The organism is Trinickia sp. (assembly GCF_051961175.1).
Classification (GTDB): Bacteria; Pseudomonadota; Gammaproteobacteria; order Burkholderiales; family Burkholderiaceae; genus Trinickia.
Map to the genome: position 1 here is coordinate 13,318 of NZ_JBQCDN010000067.1, position 17,477 is coordinate 30,794.

Genomic DNA, 17,477 nt, shown 5'->3' on the forward strand with positions numbered 1-17,477 from the left:
CAGGCATCAGCGCATCTGCGGCGTTTCTTGCGCGCGCAGATCGAACACGAGTACCTGGGCGTCGCTACCGTCCGTCAATGTCAGCGAAGTTTCCCCGCGCAGCTTCGCACCGTCACCGGTGCTCAGCGCAATACCATTCAGCGTCACGCTTCCCTGCGCCACATGAACGTACGCATAGCGATCGCCGGCCAGCGTGAGCGATGCCGTTTCCTCGCCGTTCAGTTGCGCGGCATAAACGCGAGCGTCCTGTCTGATCGCGAGCGAGCCGTCAGCGCCGTCCGGGGAGAGCATCAAGCGCAGCTTGCCGCGCTTTTCCTCGGGGCCCACATGCATCTGCTGATAGCGGGGTTCTGCGCCGAGCGCCGAATCCGACGGCACGATCCAGATCTGCAGGAAATGCACCGGATCTGTCGGCGACGGGTTGTACTCGCTGTGTGCCACGCCGCTTCCCGCACTCATCAATTGCACGTCGCCCGGCACGATCGTCGAACCGTTGCCCATCGAGTCGCGATGTTCGAGCGCGCCGTCGAGCACGTACGAAAAGATCTCCATATTGCGATGGGGATGGCGGCCGAAGCCGCGACCCGCGGCGACCCGGTCGTCGTTGATGACGAGCAGATCCGAAAATCCGAGCTGCTCCCGATCAAAATACTCGGCGAACGAGAAGGTATGGCGTGAGCTGAGCCAGCCGTGTTCCGCGATGCCGCGATCGGCTGCGTGCCTGATTTCGATCATTATCATTCTCCAAAACGTTAGGACACCCAACGGATGCAGCGATGCAGGTGTCGATGGGTAGGGAGTCTATGCCCACCTATTCACGGTCGGAAGATGCAAGGAACGGACTCACCGTCTCACGGATGGAACAATGGCGAAACGGATATCGAAGGCCAGCGCATGTGGCCGGCGCTTAGCGCGAGCGTCAGGGAATCGGCGCGATAGCCGAGAGGGGCAGCCGCACGACGATGGTGAAGCCGGCGCCTTCCGCGCTATGGATCGATAGCGTGCCTTGAAATTGCGCCGCGCGTTCCGCCATACCGGACAATCCCAGCGACTGACGCGGGCATCGCGGGAGTCCGTCCGCATGCGACGGTTTGCCGACGCCGTCGTCAGCGATCCGGAGTACGCAGACGTCGCAGTCGCGGTAGAAGTCGATCGTTACCGTGTTCGCCGACGCATGGCGCGCGACGTTCGTCAGCGCTTCCTGAGCGATGCGAAAGATGGCCGTCGCGGCGGGCTCCGACACGTCGAACCCAACCGCTCTGAAGCGGCACGCAACCCGCACGTTCGAGCGGTTGGCAAACTCCGCCGCCAGCCACTCGATCGCCGCCGGGAAGCCGAGTGTTTCAAGCGCTAGCGGACGCAATTGCTGCGTCATGCGCTTGACCGAAGTCAGGGCGCATTCGATTTGCAATTGCAAATCGCGGATCGCCGTGCCTAGCGGATGGCTTCGTTGTTCGATCCCGGCGAGCCGTTCGATGCGCTTTGCGCTGAATTCGAGCGCACTCAGCTGCTGCCCGAGGTCATCATGCAGTTCCTGCGCGATGCGTTTGCGTTCCTCTTCGCGGGCGGTTTGATTGGCGAGTTCGAGCATGCGGGCGAGCGTGGGCGCCTCCGCGCGTCCGGGCGAGGTGGACGGCGCATCGTGTACGCGGTTTTCGTCGGGCGGCATCACACGATATCGTGATCGTCGATCAATTGATTGTGCATCGCATAGCGGACCAGCGCCGCACCGTTCGAGAAACGCATGACGTCGAAGATACGCGTTTTGTAATTGCTGACCGTCTTCGCGCTGAGGCTTAACGCGCGGCCGATGTCGCCCGCATTGTCTCCCCTCGCGAGCCGCATGAAGATATCGAATTCACGGTCGTTCAGTTGTTGATGCGGCGCCGTCTCTGGCGGCGCCACCAGATTCTGCGCAACGTAATCGGCCATCCAGGGGCCAACGTAAATACCGCCTGCCAAGATTTTGCGCAAGGCGCTCGACACTTCGGGCATCGCCGCGTGTTTCGTCAGATAACCGTGCGCCCCCGCCATTAAAGCACGCAACGCGTAATGGCGTTCCTCGTACATCGTCAATACGAGTATCTTCAGCGATGGTGCCTCGTCGCGAATATTTCTGATCAATTCGATTCCGCTGCGTCCGGGCATCGAGAGATCGAGCAGCAGGACGTCGGCTGGCGTTCGGCGTACCAATGCCAAGGCGGATGCGGCATCCCATGCCTCCCCCTCGATCCGGATATCCGGCATGCCTTGGAGGACGTCGCGCAAACCCTCTCGGAACACGGGGTGGTCGTCGGCGAGCAGGACGCGCGTCACGCACGTGCGGAGGCCTTCCAGACTGCGATCGATCGCAGTGCGCCTCGGGTGATGAAGGGCGGTGCTCATGGCTTGTATCAGAGGGGCACGGGCGATGGCTATATGTTGTTGCCATCATAATCGCCCGCATTCGTCTAATTGATTCAGGTTTTCCCTGCCGTTATTCGGCGATGGGCTTGAGATGGCATGCTACCGCGAGATTCGCGTTCTCACCAAGTTGCAATTGTGCCGACAATGCTTTTATCGATGGCTTTGCAAAAGCTACCGGGCGCGGCCCCGGAATCATCATACTCGTCGTATTCGTCGAAAAACGGCCATTAAGCGGCACGCGGCGCCGAATGGCTGCCGGCCTGAGCGTTGTCTTCCGCTTGCGCCTGCAGCATCGTCACCGCACGCCCCGCGTCCCGCCACGCGTCAATGCCACCCTTGAGCGGCAATACATCGAGAAACCCGGCGTCGGTCATCTTCTTTGCCATCCATGCCGCCGAGACTTCATTCGGGCACGAGCAATAGATGACGACTTTTTGGTTGGGGCGATACGCCGCAATAATTTCGTCGAGTTTCCGTTCGTCCGCGAAAAGCGCGCCCGGAATAACATAAGGATCGAGCCGCCGCTTTTCGTCCGATCGAATATCGAGGATCACCGGAGCCGTTTCGCCGAGCATCAACTCATAGAGTTGGTCGACGTCGATGCGTGCGTCGGCCAATTTGTGCATGAACGCGCGCCGCCGCATCCAGCGATAAGCCGCATACAGGGCGAGCAGCGTGGCGATGACGGGAATGCTCGCGTGGCCCAGGCGGCTGACGCCGTCGAACAGCCAGTCGATCTGGCGCGAGACGATGAAGCCGATACCCAAGCCCAGCGTCGCCCAAATCGCGGCGCCGACCCCATCGTGCGCGACGAACACCCGGTACGGGATGCCGACGGCCCCGGCCATCGGAACCGAAAGCAGCGACAAGCCCGGCACGAGTTTCGACACCGTTAGCACGCGTACGCCCCCACGGCCGAAAAAGCGCACCGTTTTTTTGACGCAGGTGTCGCGTGATAACGACAACCGGCAGAGCGTCTTGAGCGTGTTGCCGCCGTAGCGACGGCCGGCGAGGAACCAAACGCTGTCACCGATGACCGAAGCGATCACGGCGAGCGCGAAGACGAGCAGGGCTTGCGCGCCGATCGATTCGGGATGCAGCGCGGCCATGGCGCCGAACAGGACCAGCGTCGGCATGGCCGGGACCGGCAGGCCCAGCGATGCGGCCAGCGCGTTGACGAAGACGAGCGCCGGGCCGTAGCGTGCGACCAGGTCGTGAAGCATCGGAGGTTACCTCGTGAGAACGCACCGCCTGAAATGGCGGGATGCGCCGATTATGCCGCGTCCATCGCCCGGCTGCTTCGATGTGTCGCCCGCCCGCGGTTTGCGCGCGTCGAAGCCGTGACGGCGAATGCGAATTCGTGCGACCTATGACCCATAATCGACGCAAGCGTGAACAGGCCCTGGAGCTCCGCGGCCATTTTTCGAGGAGCGCGGTATGCGTCGTTCTTTACAAAAAGCTTTCATTTGCATCGGACTCTCGTGCGTGCAAGCCCTCTCATGGGCGCAGGCGCCGAACACCGTTCAACTCGAAGACCTGACGTGGACGGAGCTGCGCGGCGAACTCGCGGCGGGCAAGACGACGATCATCGTACCGATCGGCGGGACCGAGCAAAGCGGTCCGTACGTCGCGCTCGGCAAGCACAACGCGCGCGTGCAGTGGCTGGCCACGCGCATCGCGCGCGGCCTCGGCAATGCGCTGGTGGCGCCGGTCGTCGCCTACGTGCCGGAGGGCGGCTATGCGCCGCAGACCGCCCATATGCGCTTTCCGGGCACTATCACGGTACCGGACGACGTCTTTGAAAAGACGCTCGAATCCGCCGCAAACAGCTTCGAAGTGCACGGGTTCAAGAACGTGGTGTTTCTTGGCGATCACGGCGGCTATCAGAACGATCTCAAGCAGGTGGCCGCGCGCCTGACTAAGGCGTGGGCCGGAAAAGGGGCGCGCGCATTCGTGCCGCCCGAGTACTACGAGGCCAGTTCCGACGGATATGCCCGCATGTTGCGAGAAAAGGGCTATCGCGACGATGAAATCGGCACGCATGCGGGCCTGGCCGATACGGCGCTGTTGCTGGCGGTCGCGCCGCAGATGGTCCGGCTCGATGCATTGCGCGCGGCGCCGAAGCCCGGGGCCGCCGATGGCGTCTACGGGGGCGACCCGCGACGCGCGACCGCCGAGTTGGGGCGTCCCGGTATCGACGCGATCGTCGCCAGGACGATCGATGCGATTCGCAAGGACACGGCGGCGCGCTGACCGTCGTCAATCGTCACGCTCGGGTATCGAGCGCGGCGCCGGCTGTGAACAACGGGAGGGAGTATGGGTTCGAAGGGACTTCGCCGTACGAGGCTCGCTGCGTCGATCGGTGCCATGGTTGCCGGCGCATGGATGACACTCGCGCCGGCCACGATATGGGCCTCGACGGTGCAGACGGTATCGGGCATGCCAAGCGTGGTCGATCCGTCGAATTTGTATAGCGAGGCAGGCGTCAATCGCTTGAGCCCTGCCGTAAAGGGGGCCTTGTCGAGGGTCTATGTCCCGAATCTGCGCTCGGACGATGTCTATGTCATCGATCCATCCACGTACAAGGTGATCGACAAGTTTCCCGTTGGACGCAGTCCGCAGCACATCGTCCCGTCGTGGGATCTGAAGACGCTGTGGGTGACGAACAATGCCGAGGGCCGCACCGACGGCAGCCTGACGCCGATCGATACGCTGACGGGCAAGCCCGGTCAGGCAATCACTGTCGATGATCCCTACAACATGTACTTCACGCCCGATGGCAAGCAGGCCATCGTCGTCGCCGAAGCGCATGCCCGGCTCGATTTTCGCGATCCCCATACGATGCGGTTGGAGTCGAGCCTCGACGTGCCGGAATGCAAAGGTATCAATCATGCCGATTTTTCGATCGACGGCCGCTACGCAATTTTCACCTGCGAGTTCGGCGGCGAGCTCGCGAAGATCGACATGGTGAACCGCAAGGTGCTCGGTTACCTGGCACTCCAGAAGAACGGCATGCCGCAGGATATCCGCGTCTCGCCTGACGGGAAGGTGTTCTATGTCGCCGATATGATGGCCGACGGCGTGTACCTCGTCGATGGCGACAGCTTCTCGAAGATCGGTTTCATCCAGACGGGCGTCGGCACGCACGGGCTCTATCCGAGCCGCGATGGCACCCGGCTTTATATCGCCAACCGGGGATCGAATCGCGTGCATGGCCTGCGCCATGGAAAGGGCAGTGTTTCGGTGCTCGACTTCGCGACGCGCAAGGTCGTCGCGAACTGGCCGATCCCGGGAGGGGGCAGCCCCGATATGGGCAATGTCAGCGTCGACGGCAAGACGCTTTGGTTATCGGGGCGATTCGACGATGTGGTCTATGCGATCGATACGGCCACGGGTGCGATGAAACAGATTCCCGTCGGCATGGAGCCGCATGGCCTTACCGTATGGCCGCAGCCGGGGCGCTATTCGCTCGGGCACACGGGCAATATGCGTTAATGCCCTGTCCCGCACTAGCGCGCTGCAAGAGCGGGCCGGTGCGGTATCCGATATCGATACTAACTAACGAGTTAGTACTTAAACTTTACGTTCACGAGCGATCAGGCGGCGCGTTTTGCGGGGCGCAGCGCATAGGCACCGTCGCCGAGCAGGAACAGCGCGACGAGCGCGATGGCCCAGAACGCAGGATATTCCCAACCGCCACCCTTGTTGGTAAACAGCCAGCCGTTCGCACCGTGAACGAGCGCGATCGTCCCGAGCATTTCGACGGCGAGCGGCAACGCCACCCAGGACGCCCAGATGCCGAGGATCAGCGCGATCCCGCCGACCAGCTCGAGCACGATCGTCAGGTACGCCGCAATCGCGGGCAGGCCGAGCGAGGCGAAGTAGCCGACGAAGCCGGGTATGCCGAATACGAACAGCTTCAGGCCGACGTGAGCGAGAAAGAGAATCCCCAGGCTTAAGCGAAGCAGCAGGGCAGCCAGCGGAGCGGTTTTATCGTTGATCATGATGGTCATCGTTGATAGTGAGGAACGGTCGCACCGGCGAGCGCCTTGAAAGCGAGGCGGGCGTTCTGCCGGCGAATCATGCAACGATACGGGCAGCGGCGCGTCCCGACAACTCGGCTATGATTCATCCATCATTTACTGTGGGTTGATGATCGGATGGATACGTTGACGAGCATGCGCGTTTTTCGGTTGGCGGTCGAGGCCAAGAGTTTCGCCGCGGCCGCACGCCGGCTGGACATGTCGCCGGCGATGGCGAGCAAGCACGTCATGCATCTGGAGCGCCGGCTGGGCACATTGCTGCTCAACCGGACGAGCCGCCATTTGAGCCTGACCGAATCGGGCGCGACGTATTTCGAGCATGTTCGCCAACTGCTCGACGAACTCGACGATGTGGAATCCGCGGTCGGCCAATCGACGGCTGCGCCCCACGGAACGCTCAAAGTGAGTGCCCCGGTATGGATGGCCAATCCCGATTTCGTCGGGGTGCTGAACGATTACCGCACGCGGTATCCCGACGTGCGTCTCGACATCGATCTGTCGGGCCGCTTCGTCAATCTCGTCGAAGAGGGTTTCGATCTCGCCTTGCGCGTGACGAACCCGATGTCGCTGGGTCCCGCGCTCATCGCGCGGCCGATCGCGCCGGTGATCTTTCATCTCGTGGCCGCGCCCGGCTACTTGCGCAAGGCGGGCGTGCCGAGCGATGCGCAGGCGCTCGCTCAGCATGCGCTGCTCGGCTATGCGATGTTTCCGGCGAATAACATGATTGAAGTGGAAGGGCCGCGAGGCGTCGAAACATTCAAGGCCGATTGCGCGTTGCAGACGAACAACGAATCGCTGCTTCGGCTCGCCGCGCTGGAAGGGATGGGCCTGGCGTTCCTGCCCAAGGCGCTGATCGCCCACGATCTCGAAGCGGGGGCGCTGAAAGCTGTGCTGACGGATTATCGTTTCTTCGGTACCAAGCTCTACGGCGTCTATCGCCACCGAAAATATCTTTCGCCCAAAGTGCGGACATTCCTCGATTTTATCGGTGAGGACGCGCGTCTGCGTTAAGCTTCGCGGTTTCGCCCAACCCACCACTCACTCGCTCACACACTTATTCGATGTCCAACTGGATGCTTCAACTATGCGTCGCGATCGTCGCGACGTCGGCGTGCGGCGCCTTGGCGCGACGGATCGGGCAGGGGAAAGTCGTCGGTGAACTCGTCGCGGGGTTGCTGCTGGGGCCGTCCGTGCTCGGCGCGCTCGGCGGGGCGGGGTATCAGGCGTTGTTCACGCCTGCGTCCGCGGAGTTGCTGTCGAAGCTCGGCGAACTCGGTCTCGTCTTCCTGATGTTTCAGACGGGGTCTCATATCGTCGGCGACATGCCGAAGACGCGCTCGGCCGCGTGGCCTCCGATCGTGGTCGCGGCACTCGGCATGGTGTGCCCGTTCGCCATGGGGTGTGCACTGGCCAGCGTCGGCGATGCCTCGTTCGTGCCACCGCAAGTGCCGCGCATCGCCTATGTGCTGTTCTGCGGCGTCGCGCTTTCGGTATCCGCTTTGCCGGTGATGGCCCGCATCGTGACGGAAGCCGGAATCGAGGGACATCCGTCGGCTCGCTTGTCGATTCTCGCGGCAACGATCACCGATGCGGTGGGATGGCTGTTGTTGGCCAGTGTGGGTGCGCTCGCGAAGTCGGGCTTTTCGGCCGGATCGGCGTTCCACGGCCTGCTGGTATTGGCCGGCTTCTTCGCCGTTTCGGTTACGCTCGTGCGGCTGGCCATGCAAGGGCTGCTCGAAGTGACGAAGCGCTGGAGCGGCGATTCCGCGATGCTCGTTGTCGCACTCTGTTATGTGCTGCTCTCCGCATGGGCGGCAACGACGTTAGGTGTTCATAGTGCGTTCGGCGCACTGGTGGCGGCGGTCAACCTGTCTCGCCGGCGCGATTTGCTGGACCTGTGGCAACGCCGTTTCTCCGGCCTCGCGGATCTCGTTCTAACGCCGTTATTTTTTGTTTCCGCGGGCATGCAAGCGTCGATTTCCGCGCTGAATTCGCCGATGCTCTGGGCGTGGCTCGGGCTCTTTCTCGTGATCGGCATCGCCGGCAAATACGGTGGGTGCTATATCGGCGCAAGGCTGTGCCGTATCGATCACGATCGATCGCATTTGATCGCCGTGCTCATGAACAGCCGCGGGACGGTCGAGCTGATGGTGCTCAGCATTGGGCTTCAATTGCGGCTGATTTCCGCTTCGCTCTACACGATCTTGCTCATTGCGACGTTGACGATGACGGCTGCCAGCGCGCAGCTCGTGCATCGGTGGGCGCGCCGTCGCGGGCCGGCGCGGCTCGCGATGACAGCCGCCCGGGACTAGTTCCGTTCTCGATATTGATCCGTAGGACGCCGCACGCGTGGCGAATTCCGGGAAATGCCGCATGCGGCCTGTCGGGTTTGGCAGTACGGTTTTTTATTTGTATGTTGCAATGTCTCTCTGGCACCACTATGTTGCTGAGTGACTCGGCCCATTTGAGCGCCGGTATGTGTCGTTTCAGCGGCTACATGCAGTGGAGGCGCGATGAGCACATCGAATCGGTGGCATGGGCGCAGCGTGGCAAGAGGCAGAGAGGGCAGCGCTGGCTGCCGTTTGATCGCCGGCATCGCATTGCTGTCGATGGCCAGTCATGTGTCGGCGCAAGCAACCGTTCAGCTCTACGGCATTGTCGACGACGCGCTGACGTTCACGACGAATGCAAACGGTGGCCGGGCGTGGGCGCAAACGAGCGGCGTCGGTCAATCCGATCGCTGGGGGCTGCGCGGCGTCGAACCGCTCGGCAGCGGATGGCGCGCCGTCTTCCGCCTCGAAAACGGATTTACGCTCAATGACGGCCGCTTTTCTCAAGGCGGGCTCGAATTCGGCCGCCAAGCCTTTGTCGGCCTCGCGAGCGATCGGCTCGGCACGTTGACGTTCGGGCGTCAGTACGACTTCATGTCGACCAACCTGACGCAATTCTCCGCTGGAACGGTGACGCCATCGGTATTCGCCTTTCATCTCGGCGATCTCGATAGGCTCGGGGCCGAGCGTCTCGACAATTCGGTGCGATATGTCACACCTGTTCTGGGCGGCCTGCAGCTCGGCGTGCTCTATTCGTTTGGCGGACAGCCAGGCAATTTTGTCGCGAACAGCGCCGTGGCGCTCGGCGCCACCTATTCGCACGGAGCGTTCAGCGCGGGTGCGGCTTATGTCGGCATCCACAACTACACCGAGGCATTCGGCATCGGGACGACTGTCCTCGGTACGCAGCTCGTCGGCACGCGGCCCCAAGGGCTACTGTCGCCGTTCCAGGTTTTCGACAAATTATCGGTGTCGGGTATCGGCGCCGGCTACCAATGGGGGCCCGCGTTCCTGCACGGGCTCTTCACGCTCGTCGATTTCCGCCAGAAGGGTGCGAGTGCGTCGCTGAGAACGGCCGAGGGCGGCGTCAGATATTCCGTGACTCACGCGCTTTCGCTGGCCGGCAGCTACGCCTATTCGAAGCTTGGACAGGCGCACTGGAATCAAATCGTCGCCGGTATCGATTACTCCCTCTCGAAACGGACGGACATTTACTGCAACGCAGTGGTATTGCGTGCCAGCAGCGGCGTCCGCGCGCAATTATTTACCTTGCCCGCCGCTAATTCAAATTCGCAAACAGTCGTTTCGCTCGGCATGCGTCACCTCTTTTAGCGGTCACTATTACCGCCTTTTATCCGCGCGGATTCCGCTATGGCGGTTCGCTTTGTCAGCGTTGACTGACAAGGCCCTGAGAGGGTTTGTGGCGATAGGGTTTGTTTGACTTGAATCAACCTCGTCGAACGTTATCCTTCGTACAAATGAGCCTATAAGAACTTGCTTCCATTACGGCGCCCGAAGGGTCTGATTGGGTGGCCGCTCTGCTTTGTCGCCCGCTTCGTCGGGCGCGTGTGCCGGCATCAGCAGTCGGATAACCGACCGATCCGGCAATCGATTAACGAACGTTTGCATCGTCCGGCGCTGCCGTCATGGCTTTGCGTCAGGCGGGCATGTGCGCATTGGCTGGCATCCGGCTGCCAGTGATCCGGGATGCGGTATTTTGGGGAACTGAAGTGCGCGATATATCCGAACGTCTGCGGCGCCTATGCCGCGATTGGTACGCTCAGGGGTTGGCCCTTGTCGTGCTGGCGCTCGCGCTGTCGATTACGCTGACCGTTTATTCGATCTGCGGGCAATTCGTTCAGCGTGAGGCAAGCCTGCGCTTCGATAATGATTCGCGCAGTGTCGAACAGCAAATTGCGGTGCGCGTCCGCCTGTATACCGACGTCCTGGTCACGATGCGCGCACTATTCGGCGAAGACTCGAACGTCACGCGCGCCGAGTTTCGCGATTTCGTTACGGGTCTCGATTTGCCCGGCCGCTATCCCGGTTTTCAGACGTTGAACTATGCGGCTTACGTGCGTGCCGCGAACCTGCCTGCGTTCGTGGCCGCGCAACGCGAGGACTTGCTGTTGAAGCAGGCGGGGATCGATTTTTCGATGCATCCGCCCGGGCTGCGCGACGACTACGATGTGCTCACTTACCTCGAGCCGCTCGCTGTCAATCGCGAAGCAGTCGGCCTCGACATGGACGCCGCTCCGCAACGGCGTGCCGCCATGGAAAAGCTGCGCGATAGCGGCGAGCCCATCAGCAGCGGGAGATTGATCCTCGACGATCGCGGTGCGCGATTTGTCGGAATGGCGATGCGCATGCCCGTCTATCGCAAGGGCATGGCGACGACGACGGTCAGTGAGCGCCGGCTTGCCTACCTCGGTTCGGTCGGGGCCGGCATTCGCGTCAACGACATGATGGACGGGTTGCTCAGTGCGGAAACGCTGCGCGTCATCAAGTTCAAGATCTATGACGCGGGTACCTTGGGTGCACCGGCGAGCGCGTTGTCGAATGCGTCGCTTTTGTATGACAGCGTAAATGGTGCCGCGATGGCGGGGCCAGGATCGACGGCCGGCGTTTCGCGCGCTCCCGCCCGTGCCAAGGCGGCCATCGTCGCGCGCGCACCCCGTGCCGCGCGGGCGACTCCGGTGGCCACGCTGGAACGGACGGCGCAGCAGCCGTTCGCCGGGCGGCGCTGGACGATCGTGTTTTCGGCCAATATGAGCGCGCTCAGCGGGACCCAGCAGGTCTTGCCCGATGTCGCGCTGGCCGCCGGTGTCGTGATCAGTGTGTTGCTCGCTGGCTTGGCTTATGCCTTGTCGAGCTCGCGCTCGCGAGCCGTCAGGCTGGCCGACACGATCACCTACGACTTGCGCGAAAGCGAAGCGGCACGTGCGGAAGCGCAGCGCATTGCGCATCTCGGGGATTGGCGCGTCGACATCGACGAAGGCGGGGCCTATTTGTCCAGAGAGATGGCACGCCTGATCGGGCTCCGCGAGCCGACGCAAACGCTGAAGGCGCTGCTGCGCACGATCGATCCTACCGATCGCCGGGCGTTGTTCGAACAGGCAAGACATACGCTGACGACACGCGATGCGTTCGAACTCGAATGCCGCTATCGCTCGCGGCGCGGACGGCGCGGTTGGCTGCGCGTGATTGGCCATGCTTATGGAGCGGGACAGACGTGCATGCTGCGCGGGACCGCGCTCGAAATCACGAAACAAAAGTCGATCGAACGAGCCAGGGATCTCGAGCACACCTTCACGCTCTATCTCGCCACGGCCGGCAACGAGTTCGATGTCTGCCGGCATCTGGTCGAATCGATCGTACGCGGCATGGATTGGGACGGGGGCACGTTCCGGCCGACGTCCGCGGGCACGAAGCAGTTGCTGTGCGCCACCTCGACGGCACACGAGAGTGGCTTCGAAACCTGGCTGGTGTTGCATGGGCCGAATGTGATCGCCGAGGACGATGCGCCGGCTGCGCCGCGTTGGAGCGTGACCGGCCGCGGCGCGGCGCGCACGGGCTGCGACAGCTGGCTTGCCGATGCGGGCGTCTCCACGACATTCTCGTTTGCGCTGCGCCTGGGTTCGGTCGTGGTGGGCGTGGCCGAGTTCTACTCGCGGGAGCGGCGCCACGCGGAGCCGCAGGCGCTGGTCATGGCGCGCTCGATCGTCAGCCAGATGAGCCACTTCCTCCAGCGCCGGCAGGCCGAGGACAATCTGCACTTCCTGGCCACGCACGACGCGCTGACAGGACTGCCGAACCGGTTGATGTTCCGCGAGCATCTCGACGAGTTGCTGGCGCGCGCACGCGCCGATGCCACCGCGCTGCATGTGCTCTTCATCGATCTGGACCGATTCAAGGACGTCAACGACTCGCTCGGGCACAACGTCGGCGATCTGCTCTTGCGCGCGGTCGTGGCGCGCTTGCACGAAGCGCTCTCCGGAGCCGACATGATCGCGCGGCTCGGCGGCGACGAATTCGTCGTGCTCGTGAAGCATCCGAGCGATGGCGTGGCCGTCGTCATCGAAACGATCGATGCGATCCAGGCGGCGCTGGCGCAGCCGTTCATGATCAGCGGCACGCAACTGCAAGTGAGCGCGAGTATCGGCGTCAGTTCGTTCCCCGGTGACGGCGAGGATGCGCAGACGCTGCTCAAGCACGCCGATATGGCGATGTATGGCGCAAAGCAGCGCGGTAAAAACACGTATCAGATGTACGTGCGGCAGATGAGTATGTCGCTGCATCGGCGTGTCGAAATGGAGACGCACCTACGGCATGCCGTGGATAACCACGAGTTCACGCTCGTCTATCAGCCGCGAATCGATCTGCGCACGAATCATTGCACGGGTGTCGAGGCGCTGTTGCGTTGGAACAATCCGGTGCTCGGCGCGATTGCGCCCACCGAATTCATCCCGATCGCCGAGGAAACGGGGGCCATCGTGCCGATTGGTGCGTGGGTATTGCGCGAGGCGTGCCGGCAAGCGGCCGAATGGCGCGCACGCGGATTGGCGCCGATCCACGTCGCCGTGAATTTATCGGCGCGGCAGTTCGCAGATCCCCATCTGCACGAAACCATCATGGATGCGCTGGCCGAAGCGAGGCTACCCGGCGAATACCTGGAGCTCGAGTTGACCGAAAGCATGGTGATGCGCCATCCCGAGCAAGCCGTGCGCTGGCTCGCGGCGATCAAGTGTACCGGCGTGCGTCTTTCGATCGACGATTTCGGTACCGGCTACTCGTCGCTCGCCTATCTGAACCGCTTCCCGATCGATACCGTGAAGATCGACCGGTCATTCATCCGCAACGTGCCGGACAGCCATAGCGATACGCAGATCACGAGCGCCGTGATCGCGCTGGGACACAGCCTTGGGCTGACCGTCATCGCGGAAGGCGCGGAAACGCAGAAGCAAATCGATTTTCTCCGCAAGGATGGCTGCGACGAAGTGCAGGGTTACTTCTTCAGCCGCCCCATTCCCGCCACCGACGTCGAGAGCTTTCTCGGCCCTGGGGCGGAACCCGGTCTCGCGTCTCCGACGAGATCGTTAGCCAACGGCGCCCAAGTCAGCGAACCGCAGCGCCATCATTTCGTCTTGAAGGAATAGCACCATGCAGATCAACAAACGGGGCATCGCCGCCATGTATCAAGCGATCGACGAGCTTGATTTCAGCCGGATCAAGGCCAAGCTCATGCATCGCCGCGACGGCATCATCGCGTTGCGTCAGATCGAGCGCGCCGAGGCGGGATATCGGCAATTCTTGAAGCTCGCGGCGAAGCATCCCGATGCGCCGATCGTGCCGAGCGAGGAAGTCGACGAGTTCTGGCACATGCATATCCTCGATACGCAGCGTTACAGCGCCGATTGTGAGCGGATTTTCGGGTACATGATCCACCACGATCCGTACAGCGGGCTCGATGGCGCGGAGGACGAGGCGCGCCATTTCGCGCTGGCGGCGGCGAGCGACGACTTGGCGGCGCGCGAGTTCGGTGCGGCGGGTCATGGTGATGCGATGGCGTACTGCGTCAAACCGGAGGCGAAGGGCGATGCGAAGGCGTATTGCGTGAAGCCGGAAGCTAAGGGTGATGCGATGGCGTATTGCGTCAAACCGGAGGCGAAGGGCGATGCGATGGCGTATTGCGTGAAGCCCGAAGCTAAGGGTGATGCGATGGCGTATTGCGTCAAACCGGAAGCTAAGGGAGATGCGATGGCCTATAGCGACAAACCACAAGAGAAAGCCGATCCGATGGCGTCTTACGTCAAACCCGAAGCGAAGGGCGATGCGATAGCGTACTGCGTCAAACCGGAAGCAAAGAACGATGCCAAAGCGTACTGCGTGAAGCCCGAGGCGAAGGGCGATGCCAAAGCATACTGCGTCAAGCCCGAAGCGAAGAACGATGCGAAAGCGTATTGCGTCAAGCCCGAAGCGATGGCCGCGGTTTATCAGGTCCGCCGAGCCGCCGCACCCGTCTGGCGGCGCAGCGCCTAGGCCGTGCGCCCTGCGCGGCGCCGTCGCGCGCCGTTGACCCAGGTCAAACCGTTTTTCCCCTGCTCCGCGAAGATAGGAACCGGCGCCTCACGCGTGCGTGAGCGCCGGCTTCGGCCAAGCGGGCGGGTGAATTGGCTTGGGAGGGTGCAAATGGGAATCGGCATGCAAATCGTGTACCTCGGGTTCCCCGGGGAAGCACGGATCGAAGCCGAGGCCGGCGTCCAATTGTTGCGGCTCATGCGCTTTGCGCGGTGCGTGAGCGGCTGCCATCTCGCGATTGAAGTGCTGCAAGGGCCGAGCGGCAGGTATTACGATGCGCGGCTGGACGTCATGACATCGGAACAAGAACGAATCGCGTTGGCTCACTGTTCCGAAATAGAACCCGAGGCCGCCGTGCGTGCGGTTTTCGACTGTGCGGAGCGGGAGCTCGGCCATCGTGGCGCCGACCTGTCCCGCCTGAACGACTAAACATCAACCTTCCATTTTTTCGCGTGCCAGGCGGGCAATCGTCTCCATCGCCAGATCGAACTCGGTCGTCTTGTCGAAGAAGTAATCGGCGCCGGCCACGACGCTCGCCTCCCGAAACACGGGAGACGCGTAGTTGGTCAGGACGATCGTCACGATGGGGTCGGTACGACTACGCAATGCGTGGAGCAGGTCCACGCCGCTGCCGTCGATCAGGCGTAGATCGAGGATGACGGCTTCGGCGTCCGTGTCTTCGATGCCTTGGAGCGCCGTCTCGACATCTTCGGCTTCGCCGACGATGCAAGCAGCGCCGTGCGGCCCGATATGTCCCGACAGCCGCTCGCGAACCAGGGTCGATTCGTCGACGACAAACACTCTCAGCGGTGATCGGTTGTTCGATTCCATGCGAACAGTATCGTCAGCGCCTTTCGAAATAAATATCGGCTCGGTAGGAATGTGCTGTAGGCGGCCCGGAATGCGCATGTAGGCGAATCCCTACACGCGAGGCGGGCGGCCCATGCGGCGGGCTTGCGCGGCTTGATAGGCAGCGCGGGTGGTTACTTATCGTTACAAGTCTTCGCTATCTTCGAACAACTTGTGCTGAATGGCGTAACGAACCAAGGCGGCTTCGTGCGGCATCTGCATCTTTTCGAGGATGCGTGTTTTGTAGGTGCTGACGGTTTTGGCGCTCACGCACAATTCGTTGGCGATTTCGCTGATTGTCTGCCCGCCCGCGATGCGGCGGAATACGTCGAATTCGCGATCGGAGAGCCGCTGATGCGGCAGCATATCGGTTGGCTCGTTCAGGCTCTGCGCGAGCCGCTCGGCCATCGACAGGCTGACGTACACGCCGCCGGCGGAAATCTTCGTCAACGCCGAAACCAGTTCCTTGCTGGCGCTTTCCTTGGTGAGATAGCCCGAGGCCCCCGCCTTGAACGCGCGCACCGCGTACTGCTGCTCGGCGTGCATGGTCAGTACGAGCACGCGCAGCGTGGGCAGTTCATCCTTGATCTGCTTCACGAGTTCGATGCCGTTGCGCCCGGGCATGGAGAGATCCAATACGAGGACATCGGCCGGCGTGCCACGCACCAGCGAAATGGTGGTGGGGCCGTCATACGCCTCTCCGACGACTTCGAACCCGCTCGTGCCCTCGAGAATATGGCGCAGCCCGTCGCGGACGAGCGCGTGGTCATCGGCCAGCAGAACTTTTGTCATGGCAGAGCCTCTTCCTGTTGTATGGCGGCGAGCGGAATCCGCACCGTGAGCGCGAACCCTTGTTTCGGTGCGGTGTCGATCGACACTGTGCCGTCCAGAATGTGCACGCGTTCGCGAATACCCAGCAATCCGAAGGATTTTTCCCCGGGGCCTTCCTTGCTTGGCGTACCGGACGCACCACGCCCATTGTCGGCAATACGCAGCACGCACCAGTCGTCTTCGATGGCGAGCGCGATCGACACGCGCGTGGCTTCGGCGTGCCGGACCACGTTCGTCAGGGCTTCCTGCATGATGCGAAAGAGCGTTGTCGCACCGCTGCGAGAAAATTGCACGGTACCCGGTTCGATGCGACGTTCGATCTCGATGCCGTGGCGGGTCGTGAAATCGGTCAGCAGCCAATCGATCGCCGGCAGCAACCCGAGATCGTCGAGCATGACCGGCCGCAAATCCGCGGCAATGCGGCGCACGGAGCCGACGGTGGAATCGATCAGGCGGCGCATGCCGCTCAACTGGGCGAGCACGGGCGGCGGTGCGCTCGGCACTTCGGCCAGCGATTGTTCGACGGCGGAGAGATCCATCTTCAATGCCGTGAGCTGCTGGCCGAGATCGTCGTGCAGCTCGCGCGCAATGCGGGTTTTTTCGTCTTCGCGAACGCTTTGCAAATTGGCCGACAACGCGCGCAGTTCTTGGCGGGATGCTTTGAGTGCATCTTCGGCCTGCATGCGTTCCGTGATGTCGCGCAGCATGACGGTGTAAAACTTGCCATGCTCGTCGCGGATCTGCGAAATCGACGCTTCGAGCGGAAACTCCTCGCCGTCGGTACGCAGGCCCACGAGAACCGGTTGCTGCCTTCCCATCCTGCGTTCGGTGACGCCCGTCTCTCCGAAGCGTTCGACGTGCTTGCGATGGGCACCGCGGAAACGCTCGGGAATGAAGCGATCGATCGTGGTGCCGATCGCTTCCATCGCCGAGCAGCGAA

At 62.3% G+C, this 17,477-nt stretch carries 16 protein-coding genes; 8 read left to right on the forward strand and 8 right to left on the reverse strand.

The features are described from left to right. Positions 1–6: 6 nt before the first annotated feature. The 4 genes from ACTHL0_RS03650 to ACTHL0_RS03665 all read right to left on the reverse strand — a co-directional run bounded on the left by ACTHL0_RS03650 (position 7) and on the right by ACTHL0_RS03665 (position 3,629). Positions 7–735: a pirin family protein gene (locus tag ACTHL0_RS03650; RefSeq protein WP_440565229.1), complete on the reverse strand. Its 729-nt coding sequence runs from the start codon at positions 733–735 to the stop codon at positions 7–9. 184 nt (positions 736–919) lie between these two features. Continuing rightward, complete coding sequence (locus tag ACTHL0_RS03655) at positions 920–1,669, reverse strand: sensor histidine kinase (protein WP_440565230.1); 750 nt, start codon at positions 1,667–1,669, stop codon at positions 920–922. Then, the gene (locus ACTHL0_RS03660) at positions 1,669–2,316 is read right to left on the reverse strand and encodes a response regulator (RefSeq protein ID WP_440565243.1); all 648 of its coding nucleotides are present in this window, start codon (positions 2,314–2,316) and stop codon (positions 1,669–1,671) included. The genes ACTHL0_RS03655 and ACTHL0_RS03660 overlap by 1 nt, the downstream gene beginning before the upstream one ends. Before the next feature lie 317 nt (positions 2,317–2,633). After that, a complete protein-coding gene (locus ACTHL0_RS03665; protein WP_440565231.1) occupies positions 2,634–3,629 on the reverse strand; it encodes a DedA family protein/thiosulfate sulfurtransferase GlpE in 996 nt (331 codons plus the stop codon). A gap of 214 nt (positions 3,630–3,843) precedes the next feature. Between ACTHL0_RS03665 and ACTHL0_RS03670 the strand changes: the two genes are divergently transcribed. Together ACTHL0_RS03670 and ACTHL0_RS03675 are read left to right on the forward strand one after the other, a co-directional pair. Then, positions 3,844–4,659 (forward strand): creatininase family protein, encoded by an 816-nt coding sequence (locus tag ACTHL0_RS03670; protein ID WP_440565232.1) that lies wholly within the window; start codon positions 3,844–3,846, stop codon positions 4,657–4,659. 114 nt (positions 4,660–4,773) lie between these two features. Next, entirely contained in the window at positions 4,774–5,901 is a 1,128-nt protein-coding gene (locus ACTHL0_RS03675) for a YVTN family beta-propeller repeat protein (protein WP_440565244.1), read from the forward strand. A gap of 101 nt (positions 5,902–6,002) precedes the next feature. Here ACTHL0_RS03675 and ACTHL0_RS03680 read toward each other — a convergent pair whose 3' ends face one another. Then, entirely contained in the window at positions 6,003–6,410 is a 408-nt protein-coding gene (locus ACTHL0_RS03680; protein WP_440565233.1) for a DoxX family protein, read from the reverse strand. Between the two features lie 156 nt (positions 6,411–6,566). On the opposite strand from ACTHL0_RS03680, the gene ACTHL0_RS03685 reads away from it, so the two are divergent. From ACTHL0_RS03685 to ACTHL0_RS03710, 6 genes are all read left to right on the forward strand, one after another. Then, entirely contained in the window at positions 6,567–7,460 is an 894-nt protein-coding gene (locus ACTHL0_RS03685; RefSeq protein ID WP_440565234.1) for a LysR family transcriptional regulator, read from the forward strand. 50 nt (positions 7,461–7,510) lie between these two features. After that, the gene (locus tag ACTHL0_RS03690) at positions 7,511–8,761 is read left to right on the forward strand and encodes a cation:proton antiporter (RefSeq protein WP_440565235.1); all 1,251 of its coding nucleotides are present in this window, start codon (positions 7,511–7,513) and stop codon (positions 8,759–8,761) included. A gap of 201 nt (positions 8,762–8,962) precedes the next feature. Beyond that, complete coding sequence (locus tag ACTHL0_RS03695) at positions 8,963–10,111, forward strand: porin (protein ID WP_440565236.1); 1,149 nt, start codon at positions 8,963–8,965, stop codon at positions 10,109–10,111. A 314-nt stretch (positions 10,112–10,425) separates the two neighbouring features. Then, positions 10,426–13,935 carry a bifunctional diguanylate cyclase/phosphodiesterase gene (locus ACTHL0_RS03700; RefSeq protein ID WP_440565237.1) on the forward strand — a complete coding sequence of 1,170 codons (3,510 nt, stop codon included), beginning with the start codon at positions 10,426–10,428 and terminating at the stop codon, positions 13,933–13,935. 4 nt (positions 13,936–13,939) lie between these two features. Then, positions 13,940–14,818 (forward strand): glycine-rich domain-containing protein, encoded by an 879-nt coding sequence (locus ACTHL0_RS03705; protein ID WP_440565238.1) that lies wholly within the window; start codon positions 13,940–13,942, stop codon positions 14,816–14,818. 150 nt (positions 14,819–14,968) lie between these two features. Then, the gene (locus tag ACTHL0_RS03710) at positions 14,969–15,286 is read left to right on the forward strand and encodes a hypothetical protein (RefSeq protein ID WP_440565239.1); all 318 of its coding nucleotides are present in this window, start codon (positions 14,969–14,971) and stop codon (positions 15,284–15,286) included. A gap of 3 nt (positions 15,287–15,289) precedes the next feature. On the opposite strand, the gene ACTHL0_RS03715 is transcribed toward ACTHL0_RS03710, so the two are convergent. From ACTHL0_RS03715 to ACTHL0_RS03725, 3 genes are all read right to left on the reverse strand, one after another. Beyond that, positions 15,290–15,688 (reverse strand): response regulator, encoded by a 399-nt coding sequence (locus ACTHL0_RS03715; protein ID WP_440565240.1) that lies wholly within the window; start codon positions 15,686–15,688, stop codon positions 15,290–15,292. Between the two features lie 162 nt (positions 15,689–15,850). Beyond that, positions 15,851–16,498 (reverse strand): response regulator, encoded by a 648-nt coding sequence (locus ACTHL0_RS03720; protein ID WP_440565241.1) that lies wholly within the window; start codon positions 16,496–16,498, stop codon positions 15,851–15,853. Then, positions 16,495–17,477, reverse strand: a 983-nt coding sequence (locus tag ACTHL0_RS03725; RefSeq protein ID WP_440565242.1) for a histidine kinase, incomplete at its 5' end; no start/stop codon positions are given. The genes ACTHL0_RS03720 and ACTHL0_RS03725, both read right to left, overlap by 4 nt.